This window comes from Vibrio pomeroyi (assembly GCA_041879425.1).
GTDB classification, from domain to species: Bacteria; Pseudomonadota; Gammaproteobacteria; order Enterobacterales; family Vibrionaceae; genus Vibrio; species Vibrio pomeroyi_A.
On sequence record CP090855.1, the window covers coordinates 1,363,100 to 1,382,068 of the forward strand.

The 18,969-nt window shown below is 46.0% G+C and carries 15 protein-coding genes; 2 read left to right on the forward strand and 13 right to left on the reverse strand.

Annotation, left to right across the window (positions count from 1 at the left end; genetic code table 11):
• Window positions 1-54 precede the first annotated feature (54 nt).
• The 13 genes from L0992_21955 to L0992_22015 form a co-directional block, all read right to left on the reverse strand.
• Window positions 55-1,278 carry a VWA domain-containing protein gene (locus tag L0992_21955; protein ID XGB69063.1) on the reverse strand — a complete coding sequence of 408 codons (1,224 nt, stop codon included), beginning with the start codon at window positions 1,276-1,278 and terminating at the stop codon, window positions 55-57.
• Entirely contained in the window at window positions 1,271-1,831 is a 561-nt protein-coding gene (locus tag L0992_21960; protein XGB69064.1) for a hypothetical protein, read from the reverse strand. Before L0992_21960 ends, L0992_21955 begins: the two co-directional genes overlap by 8 nt.
• Window positions 1,818-2,267, reverse strand: coding sequence for a pilus assembly protein (locus tag L0992_21965; GenBank protein ID XGB69065.1), 450 nt, complete (start codon window positions 2,265-2,267; stop codon window positions 1,818-1,820). Before L0992_21965 ends, L0992_21960 begins: the two co-directional genes overlap by 14 nt.
• On the reverse strand, window positions 2,267-3,007 hold the full coding sequence (locus tag L0992_21970) for a tetratricopeptide repeat protein (GenBank protein ID XGB69066.1): 741 nt from the start codon (window positions 3,005-3,007) through the stop codon (window positions 2,267-2,269). Before L0992_21970 ends, L0992_21965 begins: the two co-directional genes overlap by 1 nt.
• Window positions 3,004-3,855: a type II secretion system F family protein gene (locus L0992_21975; GenBank protein XGB69067.1), complete on the reverse strand. Its 852-nt coding sequence runs from the start codon at window positions 3,853-3,855 to the stop codon at window positions 3,004-3,006. Before L0992_21975 ends, L0992_21970 begins: the two co-directional genes overlap by 4 nt.
• Window positions 3,852-4,766, reverse strand: coding sequence for a type II secretion system F family protein (locus L0992_21980; protein ID XGB69068.1), 915 nt, complete (start codon window positions 4,764-4,766; stop codon window positions 3,852-3,854). The genes L0992_21975 and L0992_21980 overlap by 4 nt, the downstream gene beginning before the upstream one ends.
• Window positions 4,763-6,109, reverse strand: a complete 1,347-nt coding sequence (locus L0992_21985) for a CpaF family protein (protein XGB69069.1) — start codon at window positions 6,107-6,109, stop codon at window positions 4,763-4,765. The genes L0992_21980 and L0992_21985 overlap by 4 nt, the downstream gene beginning before the upstream one ends.
• Window positions 6,109-7,269 carry an AAA family ATPase gene (locus L0992_21990; protein ID XGB69070.1) on the reverse strand — a complete coding sequence of 387 codons (1,161 nt, stop codon included), beginning with the start codon at window positions 7,267-7,269 and terminating at the stop codon, window positions 6,109-6,111. The genes L0992_21985 and L0992_21990 overlap by 1 nt, the downstream gene beginning before the upstream one ends.
• On the reverse strand, window positions 7,266-7,889 hold the full coding sequence (locus tag L0992_21995) for a CpaD family pilus assembly protein (GenBank protein XGB69071.1): 624 nt from the start codon (window positions 7,887-7,889) through the stop codon (window positions 7,266-7,268). The genes L0992_21990 and L0992_21995 overlap by 4 nt, the downstream gene beginning before the upstream one ends.
• A gap of 7 nt (window positions 7,890-7,896) precedes the next feature.
• Window positions 7,897-9,294: a type II and III secretion system protein family protein gene (locus L0992_22000; GenBank protein ID XGB69072.1), complete on the reverse strand. Its 1,398-nt coding sequence runs from the start codon at window positions 9,292-9,294 to the stop codon at window positions 7,897-7,899.
• The gene (gene cpaB, locus L0992_22005) at window positions 9,287-10,168 is read right to left on the reverse strand and encodes a Flp pilus assembly protein CpaB (protein XGB69073.1); all 882 of its coding nucleotides are present in this window, start codon (window positions 10,166-10,168) and stop codon (window positions 9,287-9,289) included. The genes L0992_22000 and cpaB overlap by 8 nt, the downstream gene beginning before the upstream one ends.
• Window positions 10,169-10,198: 30 nt before the next feature.
• A complete protein-coding gene (locus L0992_22010; protein ID XGB69074.1) occupies window positions 10,199-10,378 on the reverse strand; it encodes a Flp family type IVb pilin in 180 nt (59 codons plus the stop codon).
• A gap of 71 nt (window positions 10,379-10,449) precedes the next feature.
• Entirely contained in the window at window positions 10,450-15,306 is a 4,857-nt protein-coding gene (locus tag L0992_22015) for a DUF1566 domain-containing protein (GenBank protein ID XGB69075.1), read from the reverse strand.
• Window positions 15,307-15,548: 242 nt separating this feature from the next.
• Between L0992_22015 and L0992_22020 the strand changes: the two genes are divergently transcribed.
• Window positions 15,549-17,546 carry a hypothetical protein gene (locus L0992_22020; protein ID XGB70405.1) on the forward strand — a complete coding sequence of 666 codons (1,998 nt, stop codon included), beginning with the start codon at window positions 15,549-15,551 and terminating at the stop codon, window positions 17,544-17,546.
• Between the two features lie 219 nt (window positions 17,547-17,765).
• Entirely contained in the window at window positions 17,766-18,947 is a 1,182-nt protein-coding gene (locus tag L0992_22025) for an MFS transporter (GenBank protein XGB69076.1), read from the forward strand.
• The last annotated feature ends 22 nt before the right edge of the window (window positions 18,948-18,969 follow it).

The window sequence follows — 18,969 nt, forward strand, 5'->3', positions numbered from 1 at the left end:
GTTCTCCATTGTTTTTAATTGTGTTTAAAATTCAGTGTTTCTAATTAAGAAGTGCTAATTAGATGCTTGAGTGAGTTTGATGGTTGCCGAGTATTCAACGGCGAGAATGTCGGAAAAATACTCGTTGAGTTGGACGGTATTCGTGGCACTAAACACACGTGATGGATTCCCTGCGCAACGCTCGAATTGGGCGATTCGAGACGAGCTGACGCCATAGCCGATGAAGTTCATTTCGATGCCATATTGATTGATTGCGGTAGTACAGAACCCAGCGTTAACCAGTTGGTCAAACGTGTCTCCCTCGTCAGCACCATCGGTGAAGAGCACCAGCTTTCTTCTGGTTTCAGGTACTGTACTTACGTTGATTCCCCATGCTTGTTGCCAGCTCGGGATCAGCTGTCTCACTCCCCATAACAAACCGTGAAAAGAGCGAGTGCCGCCATTCGCCGTTAGGTTGTTTATCGAGTTTTGGACGCGAGAAAAGACGCTGGTTAATGGCAGCATTGGTGAATCTTGGTTACAGTCGCTTAACCATTGGCTTGGAGGTGTAAACTTCACAGGGCGTTCTGAGTGCAGCGTCGCTAGGTTGTCGACGGTCAGTGCCGCAGAAAAATTGCCATTGCGATAGCTAAGCCCATCAATACAGTAGATTCCTGCCGCTTCTTTGGATATCCAAGGTGGGCGCTGCGCTGCGACTCCAGAGTCGAAAGGAACGATTGAAATGCTTACAGAATCTAAATCGTTAGCATTCCTACTCTGAGATTGAATCGTATTCAAAGCATCGGACAAAATGGATTTCAACGACTGGATGTTTGAACCCATCGATCCAGACACATCAAGGACTAAAACCAGCTCTGTTGGAATCGAAGAGTGCTTGCTTTCAACTACACCTTTATAACCACCACCTGTCGCCGTTACTTTTTTTGCGTAGCTTTCATATTCAAAGTTGGGCAGTAACGGTGACAATGAATAACCAAGGCTAATACGACAGCTTGATCCTTGGTTTTGTGGTGTTAATCCACTCACACCTTTTAGGGTTGGCTTATAGTACTCTTGGTAAGCCCGCATCATTGGGAGTGTGGCTGTGTCAGCAAAAGCACACGCTAATGCGGCCGAATCGGCGGCTTGCGCTGCTCGATTTGAAACCATCACTTGTGCGGAGATCATCAGGGTGCCAACAGCGATGAAAAGCGCTGGAAACAGTAACGCCAAGAATGAAATGGTCATGGAGCCTTGCTGCTTTTTAAGCGCAATGCTGCCGAATATTGGTTTAACCATAATGCTTTCCTATCACGACTGATGAACTTGAGAGTGTTTTAGGAAGATCGAGCCGCTTGTAGTCAAACGGTGTATTCACACATAAAGTGAGTTGAACCAAGGTGGATGGTCTTCCAACTAACGCAGGGTCGCCGCTTCCCTCAACGATAAGTGTCTCTAGTTGATCGATGGGTGTGTACTTTTGGCAGGTGATCCCGGCATGGATGTGTTTGTATTCCCAGTTCAAGGCGGTTGTATTAAACACACGGCTTTCGAGTGACAGCCCGATATTTCCTGGATCAATGTTGTGCGGTAGATAACGCTCGGCGAGAACTAAAAGCTGATTCTTTAACGAATTAGGCAATCCGTTTGGAGCCTGTTCTGGTTTCAGTTGCGTTAAAGACACGGCATTGACTAGGTTATACGTCACATTGTCGAGTTGAGTTTGTAGGTTGAATAGGCGATAGGCCGCAACAAGCCCCCACAAAATGATCATGAGTGCGAGTACAACGAAGGGGAATTCAATCGCTGCTGAACCCGCTTGTTTTTTTCGAGGTGTTTTATTTGTTGTCATAACTAACCAGTACCTTTCTTTTCAAGGTTGTCATGTTGCCGATAGGCTCAGATAACTGGGCGGTTAGGCTTGGTAACAGGGCAAAAGAAAATGAGTAAGACACGTCGTACTCTCCCAACACTGCTCTGCTTTTGGAAACCGATTTGTTATTGACTAAATCTGAGAAGTTTTCGGCGTATAGTGGCGATCGATCCAAGACGAGCTTGCTCTTATCTATCAATGGGAACTTTGCGATAGTCTCGGCAAAAGCTTGGTCTGAAATAGGACTGATCGACCGTGTCTTAGCCTCTCGAACGCCCGCATTCACGGCGGCATCAAAAATGATGTTGACCAACAGCAGGCGACAGATCTCAAAGAATCCGATAATCAGTATCAGAAATGGAATCACCAACATTGCAAACTCGACGCTCTGCGCCCCTTTCTGACGAGAGAGCATTACTGTGCTCCCTTATCAGCTTGAGCTGCAAGCTCTTGGTAATACAGGCTATTATTGGCATATTCCGGTTGAGATAGGTGCGCGCGAGCGATACTTTTCGCTGAATCACTGTCTCCTGAAAGTGCGTAAGCCAGTGCTAGGTTGAGTTGAAGTTTTACACTCGCTTCGCCTCGGACAAAGATCGGGTGCAGAATTCGGATCCCTTGGTCTGGTTTTCCATCGAGAATCCAAGCCATGGCTAAGTTGTTGCGGTACTCATTACTGGATGGCATCAAGCTGAGAGCATGTGAGTAAGATTCACGCGCTTTTGAGTATTGTTTATTGAGCGAGTAACTCACGCCCAAACTGTTTTGGGCAACATCATCTGACGCTTCCAATCTGACAGATTCTTCGAGAACTGATGTGGCTTGCTCTATTTCACCTAGGGCTAACCATGATCGGCCAAGCTCTCTGTAAATTGCACTCGATTGGTTAAGCTCGATACCACGCTGTAGGTAATGCAGAGCTTCATCATAACGACTGGCTTGATTCGCGGCAGAGCCCATAAGCAATAGCAGTTGTGGGTCATCGGGATTCGCTGCCAGCAATTTTCTATAAAGATCCATGGCACTTTCTGGCTTGCCATTCATCAGTGCCACCTCGGCGACTTTCATATCTTCAGTGGTCTCGGTTTCAACATTACTAGTTGATTGGCAGCCAACTAGGATCAACGCCAAACCCAAGAGATAAATCTTGTTCATAAGCCCCCCAGAGTATGTTTCAGGGTTAACATGATTGGCGCAACAACAATGATGACAAAAGGGATCATGATGAGTATCACCAAGGGAAATGACATCTTCGCTGGTATTTTTCCTACCCACTCTTCGAGCTCAAGAAAGTGATACTGACGACTATCAGAGGCAATCAGTTTTAATGCCTCTGCAAGAGGAGTACCGTATTGAAGCGCTTGATTCATGGTGGTCACAATATTGTTGATGTCAGGAAGCTGCACTCTCTTGTCTAGGTTTGAAAGTGCCGTTTGTGGTGAATCAAGAACCGAGATTTCAGTCGCAGTGAGTAACCATTCGCGTGATAACGCTGGAGAGATAGAACGCATCTCTTCACCGACACAGCGAAATACCGCTTCAAGTGTTAGACCTGATGCAACACACACCACCATCAAATCGACCGCATCAGGAATCACGCGGCTAATTTGCATTCGGACTTGGTTCACACGCCAATCTAGAAGGCGATCGAACAGGATGCCGACCACAATGGCGATAGCGATACATTCGGCCGCAGAGTTGATGCTAAGCACCTGGATTCGAGTGGCATACCAAGCAATAGAGCCAGTCATCATTGCCAGTAGTCTCAAGCCCAGAAAATAGATCTCGGCATTCGGGTTCAACCATCCAATGAGGATCAATTTCTGGCGTCGTGGTTTTGCTCCTTGGAAACGCCATTTACTTGAAGCTGCGGTGTATTTAGAGGAGTAGCTCGATACGCGAGTCAGTCGCTCGGCTACAACATCTCGTTTGAAAGAAGATAAGTGCGCGATAAGCGTGAGTAGTAATGCACACCCCAATAGAAGCAAGGCAACATAGATCATGACGAGAACCTCTTGTTACGAGTGAGAGAGTTCAAGACTAGGGTTCCCAAGCAGACGCTGCATAACGCATAAACCAATACATCTTGTCCTGATTTTGTATTGACCAAGCGATCTATCATCGTCGGTTCCATTACCGCGATCGCGGCTAATAAACCAATGGGCAGTAGGGATAAAAACAGGGCAGTCATACGAGGCTCTGAGGTCAAGCTCTTGACCTTTTTTCTCATCGCTCGGTTGTCATGCATGGTCCGGCTTAAGCTTTGAAGAATGTCGCGCAGTTGGCCACCATTCGATTGGTTCAGGATTAACGCGACCGAGAAGTAGCGGAAACTGCTGTAAGGAAGGCGAACACATGCATCATCGAGGCTTTGGCGAAGGCTTAAACCAAGCGCTAAGTTATCGCGAATGTAAGAGAACTCACGTCCTAATAGCCCCGGCTGTGTCTCTGAAACTTGCTCAATCGCTTGTGGAACAGAAAGCCCCGCTGCCACAGCTCTAGAAATTAAGCCCAGTACATTGATGATGCCTTGTTCGAATTCCTCTACCTGCACTTTTCGGCGATACATCACCAAGAAGCATGCGCATACAAACCAAAGCCCAACAGCGGCCAATAGTTGATGATGCATTGCCAGTTGGGGAAACAACATGTGACCCGCAACCGGGAAGCCGACAGCTGATAAGGCAATAAAATATTTATCCCAAACCGGCAGCAACGCATTAACTCGTAAGAAGAAAGCGTGCAGCTTGTTGTTTCGCTGGTGGTTAGTTTTTTTTATTGAAACGTCTGCTGAGAGTGATCGCTGACTACCACTGACTAACAACAAGCGCTTATTTACAATGGCTTGCTTTGAGTTCAAACGTAACAACGCGATCGCGATCAGCAAAACGAAAACAGTGAGAACTAGAATCATCCGGCTTCAAGCTCCATAGCGACTCTGAGTTGAGCATCGAGTTGGTGGTACTTAGCTTTTTCATTGAAGCTCGGTACGCACTTAGCACTCTTATATTCGCCAATCAGGTTACCTTGTTGATCTTCCGATAATGGCTTGAAGGCGAACAAGTCTTGAGTGATGTATTGCTCTCCTTCTAACCCTTGCACCTCGGTGATCGAAACAATGCGCCTTTTGCCATCACGCATTCTTTCGACTTGGATAACGACATCAATGGTGTCGGCGATTTGGCGGCGTAATGAGAATAAAGGCAGAGTCGCTTGGCTCATCATTAGCATGTTTTCCATACGTACCAAGGCGTCAGTCGCGGAGTTGGCGTGCAATGTACACAGTGAACCATCATGGCCAGTGTTCATTGCCTGCATCATTTCAAAGGCTTCATCACCACGAACTTCGCCTAAAATGATGCGATCTGGTCGCATACGTAACGCATTTCGTACTAACTCTCGCTGAGTAATCGACGTTAAACCTTCTGCATTGGCAGGGCGTGTTTCTGCGCGCACAACATGAGGTTGTTGTAGACGCAGTTCTGCGGTGTCTTCAATGGTAATGATGCGTTCTTGAGGTGAAATGCTAAAAGACATCGCATTGAGCAATGTGGTTTTACCTGCACCAGTGCCTCCCGCAACAAGCACATTAAGTCGGGAGCGCACAATAATATCGATAAGCTTAATCATCGATTTCGACATTGCGCCAAACTGCGCCAATTGGCTGAGCGTTAGCTTATTCTCGTTGAATTTTCGGATGGAAATGTAGGTTCCATCCAGCGCCAGCGGTGGGATCATCACATTGACACGGCTACCATCATCCAGTCGTGCATCGACTAACGGGTTTGATTCATCGATTCTTCTCCCAACTTTACTGACGATGCGCCTCGCTAGGTTGAGTAGCTGCTCCTCGTTACGAAATTGAACAGCAGTCTTTTGTAATTTCCCAGAACGTTCTACGTAGACCTCACGGTAACCATTGACCATGATGTCGGTAATGCCTTGGTCTTCAAGCAAGGGCTGTAGTGGGCCTAAACCGAGAAACTCATTGAGCAGTTGTTCCACCGAATGAGCGACATCTTTGTGACCAAGCGGTAGCTGTTTAGAGATCACGATATCTGACACCATTTCGGCGATTCTAGCCTCAAGATCGGACGCACTTAAGCTCACCACAACCGATGGGTCGATCGCCTTAATTACTTCTTCATGAATCACATGATAATGCTCACGAACTGAAGGTGTTGATGTCATGGATTTATGCGATAGAGATCTATTCACTTCAATCGGATCAATGGTTTGCGTGTTCTGACCAAACATTATGCGCCTCGCTTCCAAAAACGGCGGCTGCCTTGCTGCGGCTCACCAGTGACCAATTCAAGTAGAGAGTTAAAGGCGAGTTTCACTTTCCGGTTGCCTTTATGGGCCGGTTGACCAAGCGATGACTTGCTCAAGAAATGGTTTGGTAAAAATGGAATCACGACATCTACAGATGTTCCGAGTGATTTCTTCACATCATGGACTGAAATCAGGGATGCAGAATCGGATTTACAATGGTTCAGCACCACAATCGTTTGTGAGTCCGCTTGGTTTTGAAGTCGTTTAATTATCTGACCGGCATTGCGGATCGAGCTGAGCGTAGGCTCCACCACTATGATGCGGATATCGGCACTTTTTAGCGCTTCAAAGCCAACCTGGTCACGCAAGGAATAGGTTGGAATGTCGATTAACAAGTAGTCTGAGCTTTGCAGGCAGAACTTTGTAAACTGATCGAATGCACTCTTTTGTGGCCAGAATGGTGTTGTGTCTAAAGGCAGATAACCGGTAAAGAGCGTGTGCTCGGGTGACACACTGATCCCGCTGCGCTCGAACACGAGGGGTTCTAATCTTTCTGGATACTGTAAAAGCTCAACCAACGCCGTGTTGCCTTCTACATTGAGTAGCAGATCCAAATCGCCCATCGAGAAATCGAGATCCATACAGGTCACTTGTTTACCGAGTTCGGCAAGCTGCTGAGATAGCGTCGCGGTAATGGTGCTGCTTCCTGAACCACCTTTCGCACTGACAATAGAAATGACTTTTTCATGGCGTTGTTCGCTATTGAGTTGCAAAGCAGCAAACGAGACATGTTCAAGATCTTGTGATGTCACAGGATTGACCAAGTAGTCACTGGCACCTGAGGCGAGCATTCCACGGTATGCAAGAATTTCGGTTGAATGCCCAATCGCGATAACTTGGCACCCAGTACGTTTGATCAAACGTTGCACAACCTGTTTCGACTCTGACAGATCCCAATTCAGAACATCGAGGAATAGGGTTTTAATGTCATTCTTGAGTACCTGTCTCACTATGTCATCTTCTTGAATCGAAGAGGTCGTGATGTTGTTGATACCACAGTCATTTAATGTGTATGTGAGTGCTAATGTATCGAGTTGCTCCGATGCCGCGATGAGTACCGCTAAGTTATGTACTTGATTCATTGCGAGCCTCCTAATGTGGTATTCGAAGAACCAGAGTTGGTCTGTTGGTTTTGTGCTGGTGGCGCAAAGTAATTGTTGATGCTGGACACCGCTTTTTGTCCTTGTGCGCTGTCGATGGCTTGACCAACAATTAGGTCTTTTGGATTCGCGACCATTTGTGCAAGTGCGCTCGCATTCGCACAACCAAAGTTGCGCTGAGTACGATAAGCGTTGAGTGTGGTTCTTGGCGTTTTCCCTGCGTCACATTCAGGGACTTTCGCACGGTAAGATTCCACTAAAATTGTGATGTCGCCTTTACCTTCTGTTACTTCGTCTGACACTAAAACTTGCGAAGGGTAGAGACCCGATTCAATAAGACCAAGCCTGACTTTTTCGCTTTGGCTTTCTCCTTTCGGAGTCGTATTTTCGATCTTGACCATTAAGTTGGACAGCGTGCCTCGACGAACAATAAAGTCAGAGATGTCTGCTTGTTCTTGAGCCGACAACGTTTTGCCCGACAGTGTTAAAGTCAGTTTGTTTGTCACGGACACGACATCGACAGAAGGTTGCTGTGGTGTAAGCGTTGGAGCGCATCCCGCAAACACAAATAGGGCAGGGAGCAATAAGGATAATTTATTCATCATGACCTCAGTAATAGAACCCGTTGTCACCCAGTAAGCGAGGCTTCTGGTTGTCGGTGTAAGTCGCTTTATTATTTGATGCTTTTTGTTGATTACTTGGCCATGCCAGTAATCGTTCAACATCGCTCAATGGGATTAATCCATCGGTTGGTAGTGGCATTGAATCTGAGCGAGTCGGTTGCACCAGGTACGCGGTTACTATGATGATTAGCTCGGTTTCTCTGCGAGTGAACTCACTTGAACGGAATAGTGAACCTAGAACGGGAACCTCGCCAATCAACGGGACTTTCTGCAGTTGTTCGATGTCTTCCGATTTCAATAACCCACCCAAAGCAAAGCTCTGCCCACTGGCCAATTCAATGGTGGTGGACGCACTACGAGTCGTAAACGATGGGAAGTTAGTCCCGTGAATGACTTGTTGGCTTTCGATTGAGACGTTGCTGACCTCAGGGTTCACCTTCAAGCTAATGCGGTTTTGGCTGAGCACGGTTGGGGTGAAGTTCAGTTTTACACCGAAATCCTTGTATTCGATTTGAGTGGTGTCAGCGGTAATCAGTGGTAAGGGAACTTGTCCACCCACCAAAAACTCAGCATCTTCGCCTGACATTGCGGTCAAGTTAGGCTCTGCAAGCACAGACATCATCCCGTTGGTTGCGAGTGCATCAATCAGAGCAGTAATGCTCGGCTTGCCCCAACTACTGACATTAGGCAGCTTTGAAAATGAAAACTGCCCTACACCATCGGCGATCGAGCCCCATTTCACTCCCAACTTGTTGGACACATTTCTTGAAACTTCTGCGATCTTCACACGAATGTTGACCTGATTTGGCATGGTCACGACCAACTGATTGATCAGTTCATCATCATTGGATTGAGTCTGCTGATTTTGATTGGTTGAATTACTGCTGTTGTTACTGTTTCCCCGTGAATTCGAGCTCTCTTGTTGTTCGGTAGAACCGACAATAGGGGATAAGTAGCCTTTCGCTAGCGCTACGATATTGTGTGCCATCATAGGCGAGGGAACACGACCTTTAAGCCATAACTTTCCGCCCAGAGACTCCGCGTTGACTGACGCTTCTGGGAACTTGTTTTTAACCAGTTCATTGAACTCACGGCTGTTATGCGTGACGCGAATCTTGTTGGTATAAATCACGCGTTCTTGTTCATTCAAAACGGTGATCGTGGCGCTGCCCGCTCGCTTACCGAATATCATCACCTTGGTATTGGTTAAGGTTTGGTAATCAGCGATATGGGTGCTCGAGATGAAAATGGATTTCGCTTTCTCTGGTAAGTGAATCATTCTTGCCTCATTGATCGTGACATCAAATGTTGACGCTGCAGATGCAAAAGAGGCACATAGGCTTGAGAGCAGGAGAACACCCCACCAACGACAGATATTAGCCATTGTTATCAGCTCCAGTATTAGTTTTAACGGTTTTATTGTCGGCTCTAAATTCCACTAAACCCACGTCAGGTAATACCTGAGTTGTATCAGGAGAAATGACTTTCAGCGTTACTGCATTTGCGTGTTGAGGTTGATCTTGGGCCTCGTTTTGCCCGCGCAACACAAGCGTTAACTTTCCTAGTTGTTTCGCAAGAACCACTTGGTTTGCTTGCTCGAGTGTCACTTCTAAAGAGACACTGCTATCGTCAGGGATACCATTTTCGAAACCATTAGATTCCCGAGCCTTTTGATAAGATTCTGCCGTTTGCTTGTTATTAAATGCCAAGACTCTTGCATCGTGCACTATCGTTGTAACGTACAATCCTTGAGATGAATTGCCGTAACGAAGTAGCTCACCATCTTGTGAACCGAGTAGGAGAATATCCACTCGGTCGCCCGGTTCAATGAATCCTGAATTAGACGTGACTTGATCGACCGGAACCGAAATCGCGCGATAGCCCGGTTGCAACTTCAATGAGAGCGAGTAGCCACCTTTAGGTTCTGTAATATCGGCCTTCGATAGCACTGAGTCTTTGACTAACTTGGTACGTGCTAGCCCTGACATCGTGTGGTCGGCAGAAATATCTTCCGGCGTCACATGGTCGATGTAGTTCTCCAACTCTTGCTGTGGAACTTCTTTCCATCGGAACGAGTTTGGAGTGTAGGCTTGGCCTATCTCAATCGTGCGAGTTGGAACCAGCACTTTGACCGTTTGCTTAGCGGCGTGTTTAGAAGAGGTGGTCGCAGACTCGCTATTGGTTTGGCTCAACAGTAAAACGGACAATCCGAGCACCGAGCAAAATAACGACAGCAACATGAGTCGCTTGGCAGTCATAACTATTCCTTTAATTTACGGTAAACGGACTTATTCTGATTCTTGAGCTTCGCGGAGCTGATCGACGACAGTTTGGTAAGCGCCAGTAATGGCTTCGGTTAGATCACCATTTTCGCCGCCTACAAAATTAAGCAAGACCACAGACATTGCTGCTGCGAGAATTGCGTATTCGATAGCGGCCGCGCCGCGCTGCTTTTTCTTGTTAAACATGTTGTTATTTCCTAGATGAAAGCAGCCTCAGCTGAGGCTGCTGTAGTCATTAATAAAGGTGTTTTGAGTGCCTATTTGGCAACGATTCGGTATAGGTAGCGGCCGTCGTAACTTTGAGTGCCAACTTGGCTTTCATCCATGGTTGTCATATTCAATCCGAGGACTCGACCGTAAGGAGCGGGGTCGCTGGTGATATAGGAACTATGGTTGGAATAACCTCCACCAGTCACTTCGTTAAATTTAAAGACATCCGCATTGATCGGCAGCAACCCGTATAGCTCTGCTTTCGATGGGTAGCGCCAGTTCGTCTTGCCACATACGGTTTGTGTATTTCGTGTTGAAATTAAAGGCGTTACATCTACGTATTTCTTGAAACGGCTAGTGTCTCCGTTGGTAAACAGTTGCCAAACGAGGTTACTGTCAGTGTCTTGTACGCAAATGGCATTTTGGCGATCGGCCACGACGTTCCCTTGCATATCTAGGTACTGGTATGTGGTCGCTTTTTCTCTGACAAGACGTCCTAAGATGACGGCATCTTCAGTACCGTCGATTTTCGAACTACGTACATCTTGGTAGCTGCGTTCAGAGCTGTAGTTTGTGACGTATTGCTTAGAGTCCTTTGCTTGATTCGACCAGTAGTAAAAGGTCACGCCACCGTAATAGCTAGACTTGTCATATTCCGGGTCCAGTCCTCGGTGATGAGGGAATGCATCTGTATCGATCGTTATGGTCGAGTTTGAACTAGAGATAGCTTTAGTCTGTAGTGATAACAGCTGAGATAGCCCTGGTACCTTCCAATCATTGAAGCCACATAAGTTAGCGTTGTTAGTACTCTCTAGCAGACCATTACTGCCCAAGACACTCGCTACACCTGATGCCGAAGCGTCATAAGCGAGATCGTCAGCACCGTTTGGTCGGCCGTCTTTAAGCAGTGTCCATACTCGGCGCTTGCCCGCTATTTGGGTGTCTTCAACACAGCGCCAACCTTGTTGGTAGGTGGTGCTTTTCGGTAGGTAGTTACCTAGTTCATCCAATTTAGCGAAGCGGCTGCTTATGGTTGCGTCTGCTTGCGAGACACTAAAGCCATTGTCCTTAGCCAGCTTTAGTCCGTCTTTTGCCAACACTTTTGATTGCATTAGATTGTGGGCTTGGGCTGTGGTGTTCATCTCACTGATAAACTTCTGGAACAATGCGGCAAGAGTGTCAAACTCTGAGCCTATCAATTGTGTCGAGGTATTCAGCTCGTTTACGAACGTATTAACCAAGCCATATTGATGTTCCAAATCTGAAATCGCGTTGTACAGGTCTAAACTTGCCTGGTGAATATCCTTAGCGAGTGAGGCTGAACTTAGTGTGTTGGTTGCGCTGGTTAGGGCGGCGGATTTCTGTTGCAAGAACGCCAATTTTTGAGCAAATTCAGAACCAGAGACTAATGCGCTTAACGCAACTGTGTTTTGCTCTAATTGAGCGACCTGTTCCTTATACGCTTTTACTTTGGTAATGAATTCAAGGCTTTCCGCATCAGTTCGGCTTTGAGCGACAGACGCCTGAAACTCAAGAGCTTTTAGCTTTAGCTGCGTATTCTTAAGATCATCTGCCCATGGTTGGGTCAAAGCCTGCAGTTCTACTACTTTAGCTTGCGCTTCCGTTTCTAATGCAGCGTAACCTTTGCTCTTAGATTGGTTGGCGGTTAGCCAGGTTTCTAAATAAAGCTCCGTAGCGTTAATCTTCGTATCTTGTGTACTCAGAAAGGCGGTTATTTCAGTTGTCGCGCTATCTACACCAGTGAGTAACTCTGCACCTGATGGCAATTGCCATTTAGCGTATGCGTATTTTGAATAATATTGCTCAACAGATTCTTGGCCTTTGTTGATAGTGACAGCGACGCCATTTTTATCCGCTAATACATTCACTGACTTATTCGATACCAAGTAACCACTTCTTAGATTTGATGGCAGTGTTGCAGGATCTCTCTGCGACAACGTGATTACTTCACTGGTGTCTGGAAGTGTCCAACCCGCAATACCACAATCATCCAGCTGTGTGACTTTATCGAATACAGTATCTATTTCTGAAGAGAATCGTTCCGCCCAAAACGTCGGTTCCCCTTGCCCTTTATCATCGTATTCAGCAATACAATTTAGGGAGTAGGTATTCCATGAGCCACCGTAATTAAAACCAGCGGCCTGCGAACGGGTTTTCATCGGTACGAATTTTAATGCCGTGAAGCGACTACTCGCCGCTGTAGCCCAAAGGGTGTCACTAATTGAGTTTGATACACCTTGTTTCGCATTCTCTTTTAGTCGAACACCGACATTGGCTTTGTCGTACGCTTCTGGGCCAATAAATTGAGGAATCGAAACAACAGGTTGCCAGGTCAGGCCTTTGTCGTTGGTGAACTCATAGTATTCGGCTTCATCAAAGCGAACAGATTGACCATCAACGTTAGCCGTTAAGTAGTCCCACTCAAAACCATTGGTCTTGATTGGGTTTGAGCCAGTAAAAGTGTTGGTTATCTCAGGCGATGTTGGTGCTGAAATCTCAAACACTTTGGTGAAGGCTTGTGTGGTTAATGCTGCTACGCCATGAGGCATGCCATTCGTCGGGTTTTGAGCGACGCGTATTTGAACCTCACCGATATTCCTGTCGACATTACCAATCACAACTGGTTTTGCAGTGACTTTAGTCCAAGTAGAACCTGAGTCGAGCGTGATTTCGAAATGCTCCGGTTGTGTGAATTCACCGAAGTATGTCCAATCGAGTGTGTTGTCGGTGTCGTTAACCACCAGGCCAGTCGGGGCGCTTGGTGCTGACGGACGTACAGTAAACGCGACATCGTTGGTCAACTCTGAACTGCTAGGGCGACCGGTAATTGGGTCTCGCTTAACACGCACTTGAATTGAGTCAATAGCGTAGGCTTGGTCGTTTAACTGGTATGGTTTTTGGGTAATCACAACCCAACCTGCGTTGAGTACATTGATCTCGTAATCCGTTGCTTCTGAAAAGCCAGGTACGAACGTCCAATCAAATGTATCTAACCCATCATGGGTGGTTGGTGATGTCGGAGCGGCAGGCATGCTAGGAGTCACAGAGTAGCTCTTGTCTGAACATAGCGTTTCGCCAGGATCATGCAGAGGATCCGATTCTGCTTTCACTCGTACACAGACTTGTCCCTTGGTAAGTATTTCATCGGGGATGGCTTGTGGGTTGCTAGTTACAGGAGTAAAAGTAATGCCTCTATCCAGTGAGTATTCATAGGAATCACTCCCCGTGAAACCTTCAACGTTCGTCCATGCGAATGTGTTTTCTGCATCGTCAACAATCGGTGAGGTGGGTGCTACAGGCTGATTTTCTGAGCGAGTGAATGCCGAGCTGATAACCAACGGAACACCTGCAGGGCGAGCATCCAATGCATTTGACTTAACGCGAACCGAAATCGAGTTCGCAGGAAGTGACACATTACCAACCAGGTACGGCAGTGAGGTTACGTCCTTCCAACCGCTACCTAGATTAATTTCGTAGAAAGATGGCGCATTGTATCCAGTGGCCCAAAGCCAGTTGATTTGATTCGTGCTGTCGTTAGCAAATTCCAACACCGGTTTTGCTGATTGGGCTGGTGTTACTGTCATCGGCTTCTCTGACATTGCACTTAAGCCAGTTGGGTGACCCAGAGAATCATTTTTAGCAATACGAACTTTTAAGTGTCCAAGAGGAATATCCAGATCTTGAATGTTCTGTGGCTTTTCAGTCGCCTTTGTCCAGCTTGAACCGTTGTCCAATGAATACTCATAAAGATCCAGTTCATTAAATGAATCGACCAATGCCCAATCAAATTGATTGATTGCGTTATTCACCGTAATCCAAGCTGGAGCAGCAGGCACGGTAGTTAACGTAAACGCTTTGTCTGAGAGCATGGGTTTTCCGGCAGGAGTATTGCGAACGTTAGACGCGGCAACCCGAACTTGAACGGCTCCTTTTTCGAACGCTAGCTTTCCTACAACAATCGGTTTACGAATTACTGTCGTCCACGTCTTACCTGAATCCAATGAATATTCGTAATCTGTGTTTTGGTTGAAGCTACGAACAAACTGCCAATTGAAGGTGTCTGAGGCGTCATTGACCTGACCGTGCTTAGGCGCTGGCGGTCTAGTGATGATGTCATTGCCATCGACGTCTTCTTGGGAAACTTTGAGTTGATCTCGGTATTCCTTACCCAGCTGTTTCAACGCATTGTCGGTTCCAGATGCGCCATGAGACAGTAAATCGGTCTTGGTTTTAAACTCTGCCAAGTCAAGCTCGGCCAGTTTGTACATTGCGCCTTTACGAGCATTGACTTGGTCGATACCAGCGTCGACAGAAGCTATTTGTGCTTCTTGAAGTACGCGAGTAACGCCGCGCGCAAACATGTGTAGTTCGCGGCTTTTGGTTGAATTCGAGGCTGAGTAATCACTAACTGCCAGTTGTGTATCGATACCTAAGTCATCGGCAACAAGCTTAGTTGCTTCATCAAAGCTGATTCCACTGGTTCTCGACACACTGGCAATGAGAGATGTCACGGGGCTGATTACGTCCGAATTGTTGTTAGGCACTTCTAACGTAAATCCAGATTCGATAGGTTTATTCGGTGAATCCATATCGATGGTGACACCTGCAACCGCTTCGACCAATATTGGGTATTGCGTGACATCATTGTCGATGTCTAGTTGAAATCTTCCTTCGGAGTCCGTAGTAGCAATCTCTCCATCAGCAGAGTCACACATGGCATTGCTGTTTTTGTCGAAACAAACCTTCGCATTGTGTAAATAACCATCCAAAGCGATCCCCAAAATATTCTGAGAATTTGGCTGAGTTTGTGACTGTTTAAGCTTCGGATCTGACCCTGCTCCGCCACAAGCAATGAGCATTGTGGAAACGAGTGAAACACTCATTAATTTGTATGGATTCCTGACCACCTGAACTCCAAATAATTTATAAATTACCCATAGGAAAGGCGGAGGATATTAATTTAAATGATAGTAATTATCAATATCATTTGATCTTTTATTTCGTTAAGTGATTTAATAGCAAAATAAAATACTATCAATCCAATAATAAACTAGGTGAATCGGTCGAAAAAATGCACAATAAATTTTTAATATGCAAATTGTCACTAGCTATCTCTAGTGTCTTAATGGTCGCTGGGTGTGGAGGAGGTTCAGACGGGAATAGCTCAGTTGGAACGCCTGCCTCAGGCTATGCCTATCAAGGTTCATTAGTATGTGCTGATGCAGATTTGAATGGCACATGCAGTGATCAAGAAAAACAGCTTGAAGAGGTTTCTGGGTACGCTAAACAGAGGCAATATGATGGTGCAATTTTAACCGCTTCTCCCAACATGGAATTGGTGACACCCTTCACGACTTTGATTCATAGCGAGATGATGTTTAACCCCGGCGTAAGCAATGATGTTGAACAAGCAAAAGCATCACTTCAGAGTAAATTAGGGGATCATGTTGGCATCAATTTCAGTGTGCTTGATACCACCTATGGACCTAAAGACTTATCTGATTTGTTGTTAAATTCTTTGAAAAAGGCACAAACGGACGGTAAACAATCTTCCTACACAAATATTGCTCACGCGTTAGATCTGATGATCGAACATAAAACTCTGGATTTATCGGCGATTGATGTTGCTGGAGCAGTGTCGAGACACCTGCAAATTGAAAATTCATTAGTGGTAAGAGGCTCTCAGTCAGTACCAGAATTATATGCTGCTAAGTCGATTGCGTTGAATCCTGCGAACAGCCAGATAGTGTTCGTAACGGCGGACGATGTGGTTATGCAGATCGATAGTTCGTCACGCAATAAACCGGTGACAATCAATGGTGACCCAGCGTCTCAAACGGCTTCTGATTTAGTTAGCATTCGTTCATACGACGATGATGACGACGACGATGATGATGATGACGATGACCACGATGGCGATCATGGAAGTGGTACTGGCGGTGGGGAAACTACGATAGATGCAAATGAAATCATCCAGTTAGTGCCAGCGTTAAATGGTGTCCAGGCTTACAAAGTTTATAAGCCGACAGCTTACGTTTCACCGACAGCGAGTGATATTTGTAATAGCCAAGGCGCTAATGGTGTTTTCCTCACGAGTCTCAATGGTTCGAATAACAACAATGCCGGCGTCAAAGCTTTTGCGATTGATACATACAGCAGCCGTAGTGGAGGTACGCTTCCGCCCATACCAAAACCTAACCCTGCAGTTCAGCCTAAATCGAGTGAGTCGTGCATTAACGATAACTTTGCGGCAGTGATCCCTCTGTTACAAAGCGGCTCGTTGTTGGCGATTAAAAATACTGGAAGCTCGATATACTCACAGCAAGAACTCAAATCGTTAAGTGCTAATAAGCTTGATATGAAAAGCTGGAGCCATGCGTTGAAAGCTTCTTCACCGCAAGTCATGCCATCTTATGACGAAAGTGAAGCCGTGATTGTCTATAAGAACTATTTCTCAAACAGCAATTTAGCAGCAGAAATTATCGATACCTCTAACCTTTCCACTAAGATGACTGTTGATAAGTTAAACCTCAAAACCGCCAATATTGTCGTGAACCAGCAGATACTGTTGGGGCTGGATAGCAATAAGGTTGAGTGGGTCTCTAATTCAATACAACAAACTGTGCTTGGGGAACTGGTCGTCGATGCTGAAATTAGCAAGATAGCGACATCTCGTGATGGAAAAACCAGTGCTATTACAACCGCAAATTCTCTTTATATCGTAGATAACCAGACGAGAACCTTACTGGCCAAAGAGTCGTTGAGTAGCAATGGCATCAAATCTTTATATGTGTTGTCTGAGAAGGTAATCGCGTTAACGTCTTCAGGCGCTGACTATTATCAGTTCCGCAATATCAGCGGCCCAGCCCTCAAGGTTGGTAGCCAATTGGTGACAAAAGAACTCCTCAAAAAGTGGGAGGACAGCGGTAACTCTAGCTGGAGCTCAACAAACTTGGGTTACATTCTTTCTCAAACGGGCACGGAAAGTGAAATCTCCGATCAATTTAAAAACGTAAATCTGTCATTCTTGCCGACGAACGCAACGACCTCTAGTGGTATCTCTGGAGTCCACGTGAGCGGTTTAGAGCGTGGGGAGTGGTTAACTTTTTATAAAGGTCTTTAACGGCTAATTGCCTTAATGAAGGGAGAGTTTCTCCCTTCTTATTCCTCCTTTTTCATTTCACTATTCTCTCTAGATATAGCTACTAATTCATCTTATTTATACCTTGTTGTTGTATGTATTTTCGGCCTGTATGAACATGAGAAAAACAAAAGTTAATCGTTTGTTAATCACCATAAAACCGGAGTATGATACTGGATTACTATTTAGGATTTGGCTGCTATGAGAGCATCACCCGCGAGCTGGAAAACGCCGCAAAACTTTTTATTACTGATTTCGATTGTTGTACCTATCGCGTTTTCGAGCTGGATGGCTCTGCTGAATAACTTCGTGATTGAGAAAGCGAACTTTGACGGTGCTGATATAGGCTTGCTGCAAAGTGTTCGTGAGATACCCGGCTTTTTAGCGTTTACTGTGGTGTTTGTTTTAGCCTTCATTCGTGAGCAACGCTTCATGTTGATATCGCTAGCGATGCTGACCGTGGGCACGGCGATTACTGGTTTATTCCCTTCACTGACAGGCCTTTTGCTTACCACCATTTTGATGTCGACGGGTTTCCACTATTTTGAAACGCTGAAGCAATCTTTGTCACTGCAATGGTTAAGTAAAGAAGAAGCGCCAGAGATGCTAGGCAAAATGATCTCGGTGGGTGCACTTGCATCTCTCCTCACCTATGGCTCTATCTGGGTGATGCTAGAACAGCTAAAATTCGATTTCGCTTGTGTATATGGCATTACCGGAGGCATCGGCTTCGTTCTGGTGTTGGTGATGACCTTTGGTTTCCCTGAGTTTCAAACCAAGACCCAACAGAATAAGAAGTTAGTGCTAAGGAAGCGTTACTGGCTCTACTACGCACTGACGTTTATGAGTGGCGCGAGAAGACAGATCTTCACCGTGTTTGCAGGCTTCTTGATGGTGGAGAAATTCGGTTACTCCGCTGCCGATGTCACGTTACTGTTCTTAGTGAATTACCTGTTTAATTTCTTGTTCGCGAAACGTATTGGACGATTCATTGGTGTGGTTGGGGAGCGCAAGGCGTTGATCTTCGAATATGTTGGTTTGATCGGTGTATTTGTTGGTTATGGCTTGGTGCAAAGCGCTGAGTGGGCGGCGGCACTTTACGTGGTCGATCATCTGTTCTTTGCGTTGGCGTTAGCGATTAAAACCTACTTCCAAAAAATTGCAGATCCAGCAGACATGGCGTCAACCGCAGGTGTCTCTTTCACCATCAACCATATCGCCGCGATTGTTATTCCAGTCGCGTTTGGTGTGATTTGGTTATCGTCTCCTGCAACGGTTTTCTATATTGGTGCAGTGATGGCAGCGGTTTCGTTGGCGCTATCTTTAAACATTCCTAAGAAGCCTGAAGAGGGTAATGAAGTGCGAGTGTTTAGCTGGCGCTAGACTGCTATAGCTCTGATGAGAT

Bases quoted from the DNA above. Each gene is read 5' to 3' on its own strand.
- L0992_21955 (XGB69063.1), bottom strand. From the start codon at position 1,278: ATGGTTAAACCAATATTCGGCAGCATTGCGCTTAAAAAGCAGCAAGGC.
- L0992_21960 (XGB69064.1), bottom strand. From the start codon at position 1,831: ATGACAACAAATAAAACACCTCGAAAAAAACAAGCGGGTTCAGCAGCG.
- L0992_21965 (XGB69065.1), bottom strand. From the start codon at position 2,267: ATGCTCTCTCGTCAGAAAGGGGCGCAGAGCGTCGAGTTTGCAATGTTG.
- L0992_21970 (XGB69066.1), bottom strand. From the start codon at position 3,007: ATGAACAAGATTTATCTCTTGGGTTTGGCGTTGATCCTAGTTGGCTGC.
- L0992_21975 (XGB69067.1), bottom strand. From the start codon at position 3,855: ATGATCTATGTTGCCTTGCTTCTATTGGGGTGTGCATTACTACTCACG.
- L0992_21980 (XGB69068.1), bottom strand. From the start codon at position 4,766: ATGATTCTAGTTCTCACTGTTTTCGTTTTGCTGATCGCGATCGCGTTG.
- L0992_21985 (XGB69069.1), bottom strand. From the start codon at position 6,109: ATGTTTGGTCAGAACACGCAAACCATTGATCCGATTGAAGTGAATAGA.
- L0992_21990 (XGB69070.1), bottom strand. From the start codon at position 7,269: ATGAATCAAGTACATAACTTAGCGGTACTCATCGCGGCATCGGAGCAA.
- L0992_21995 (XGB69071.1), bottom strand. From the start codon at position 7,889: ATGAATAAATTATCCTTATTGCTCCCTGCCCTATTTGTGTTTGCGGGA.
- L0992_22000 (XGB69072.1), bottom strand. From the start codon at position 9,294: ATGGCTAATATCTGTCGTTGGTGGGGTGTTCTCCTGCTCTCAAGCCTA.
- cpaB (XGB69073.1), bottom strand. From the start codon at position 10,168: ATGACTGCCAAGCGACTCATGTTGCTGTCGTTATTTTGCTCGGTGCTC.
- L0992_22010 (XGB69074.1), bottom strand. From the start codon at position 10,378: ATGTTTAACAAGAAAAAGCAGCGCGGCGCGGCCGCTATCGAATACGCA.
- L0992_22015 (XGB69075.1), bottom strand. From the start codon at position 15,306: ATGAGTGTTTCACTCGTTTCCACAATGCTCATTGCTTGTGGCGGAGCA.
- L0992_22020 (XGB70405.1), top strand. From the start codon at position 15,549: ATGGTCGCTGGGTGTGGAGGAGGTTCAGACGGGAATAGCTCAGTTGGA.
- L0992_22025 (XGB69076.1), top strand. From the start codon at position 17,766: ATGAGAGCATCACCCGCGAGCTGGAAAACGCCGCAAAACTTTTTATTA.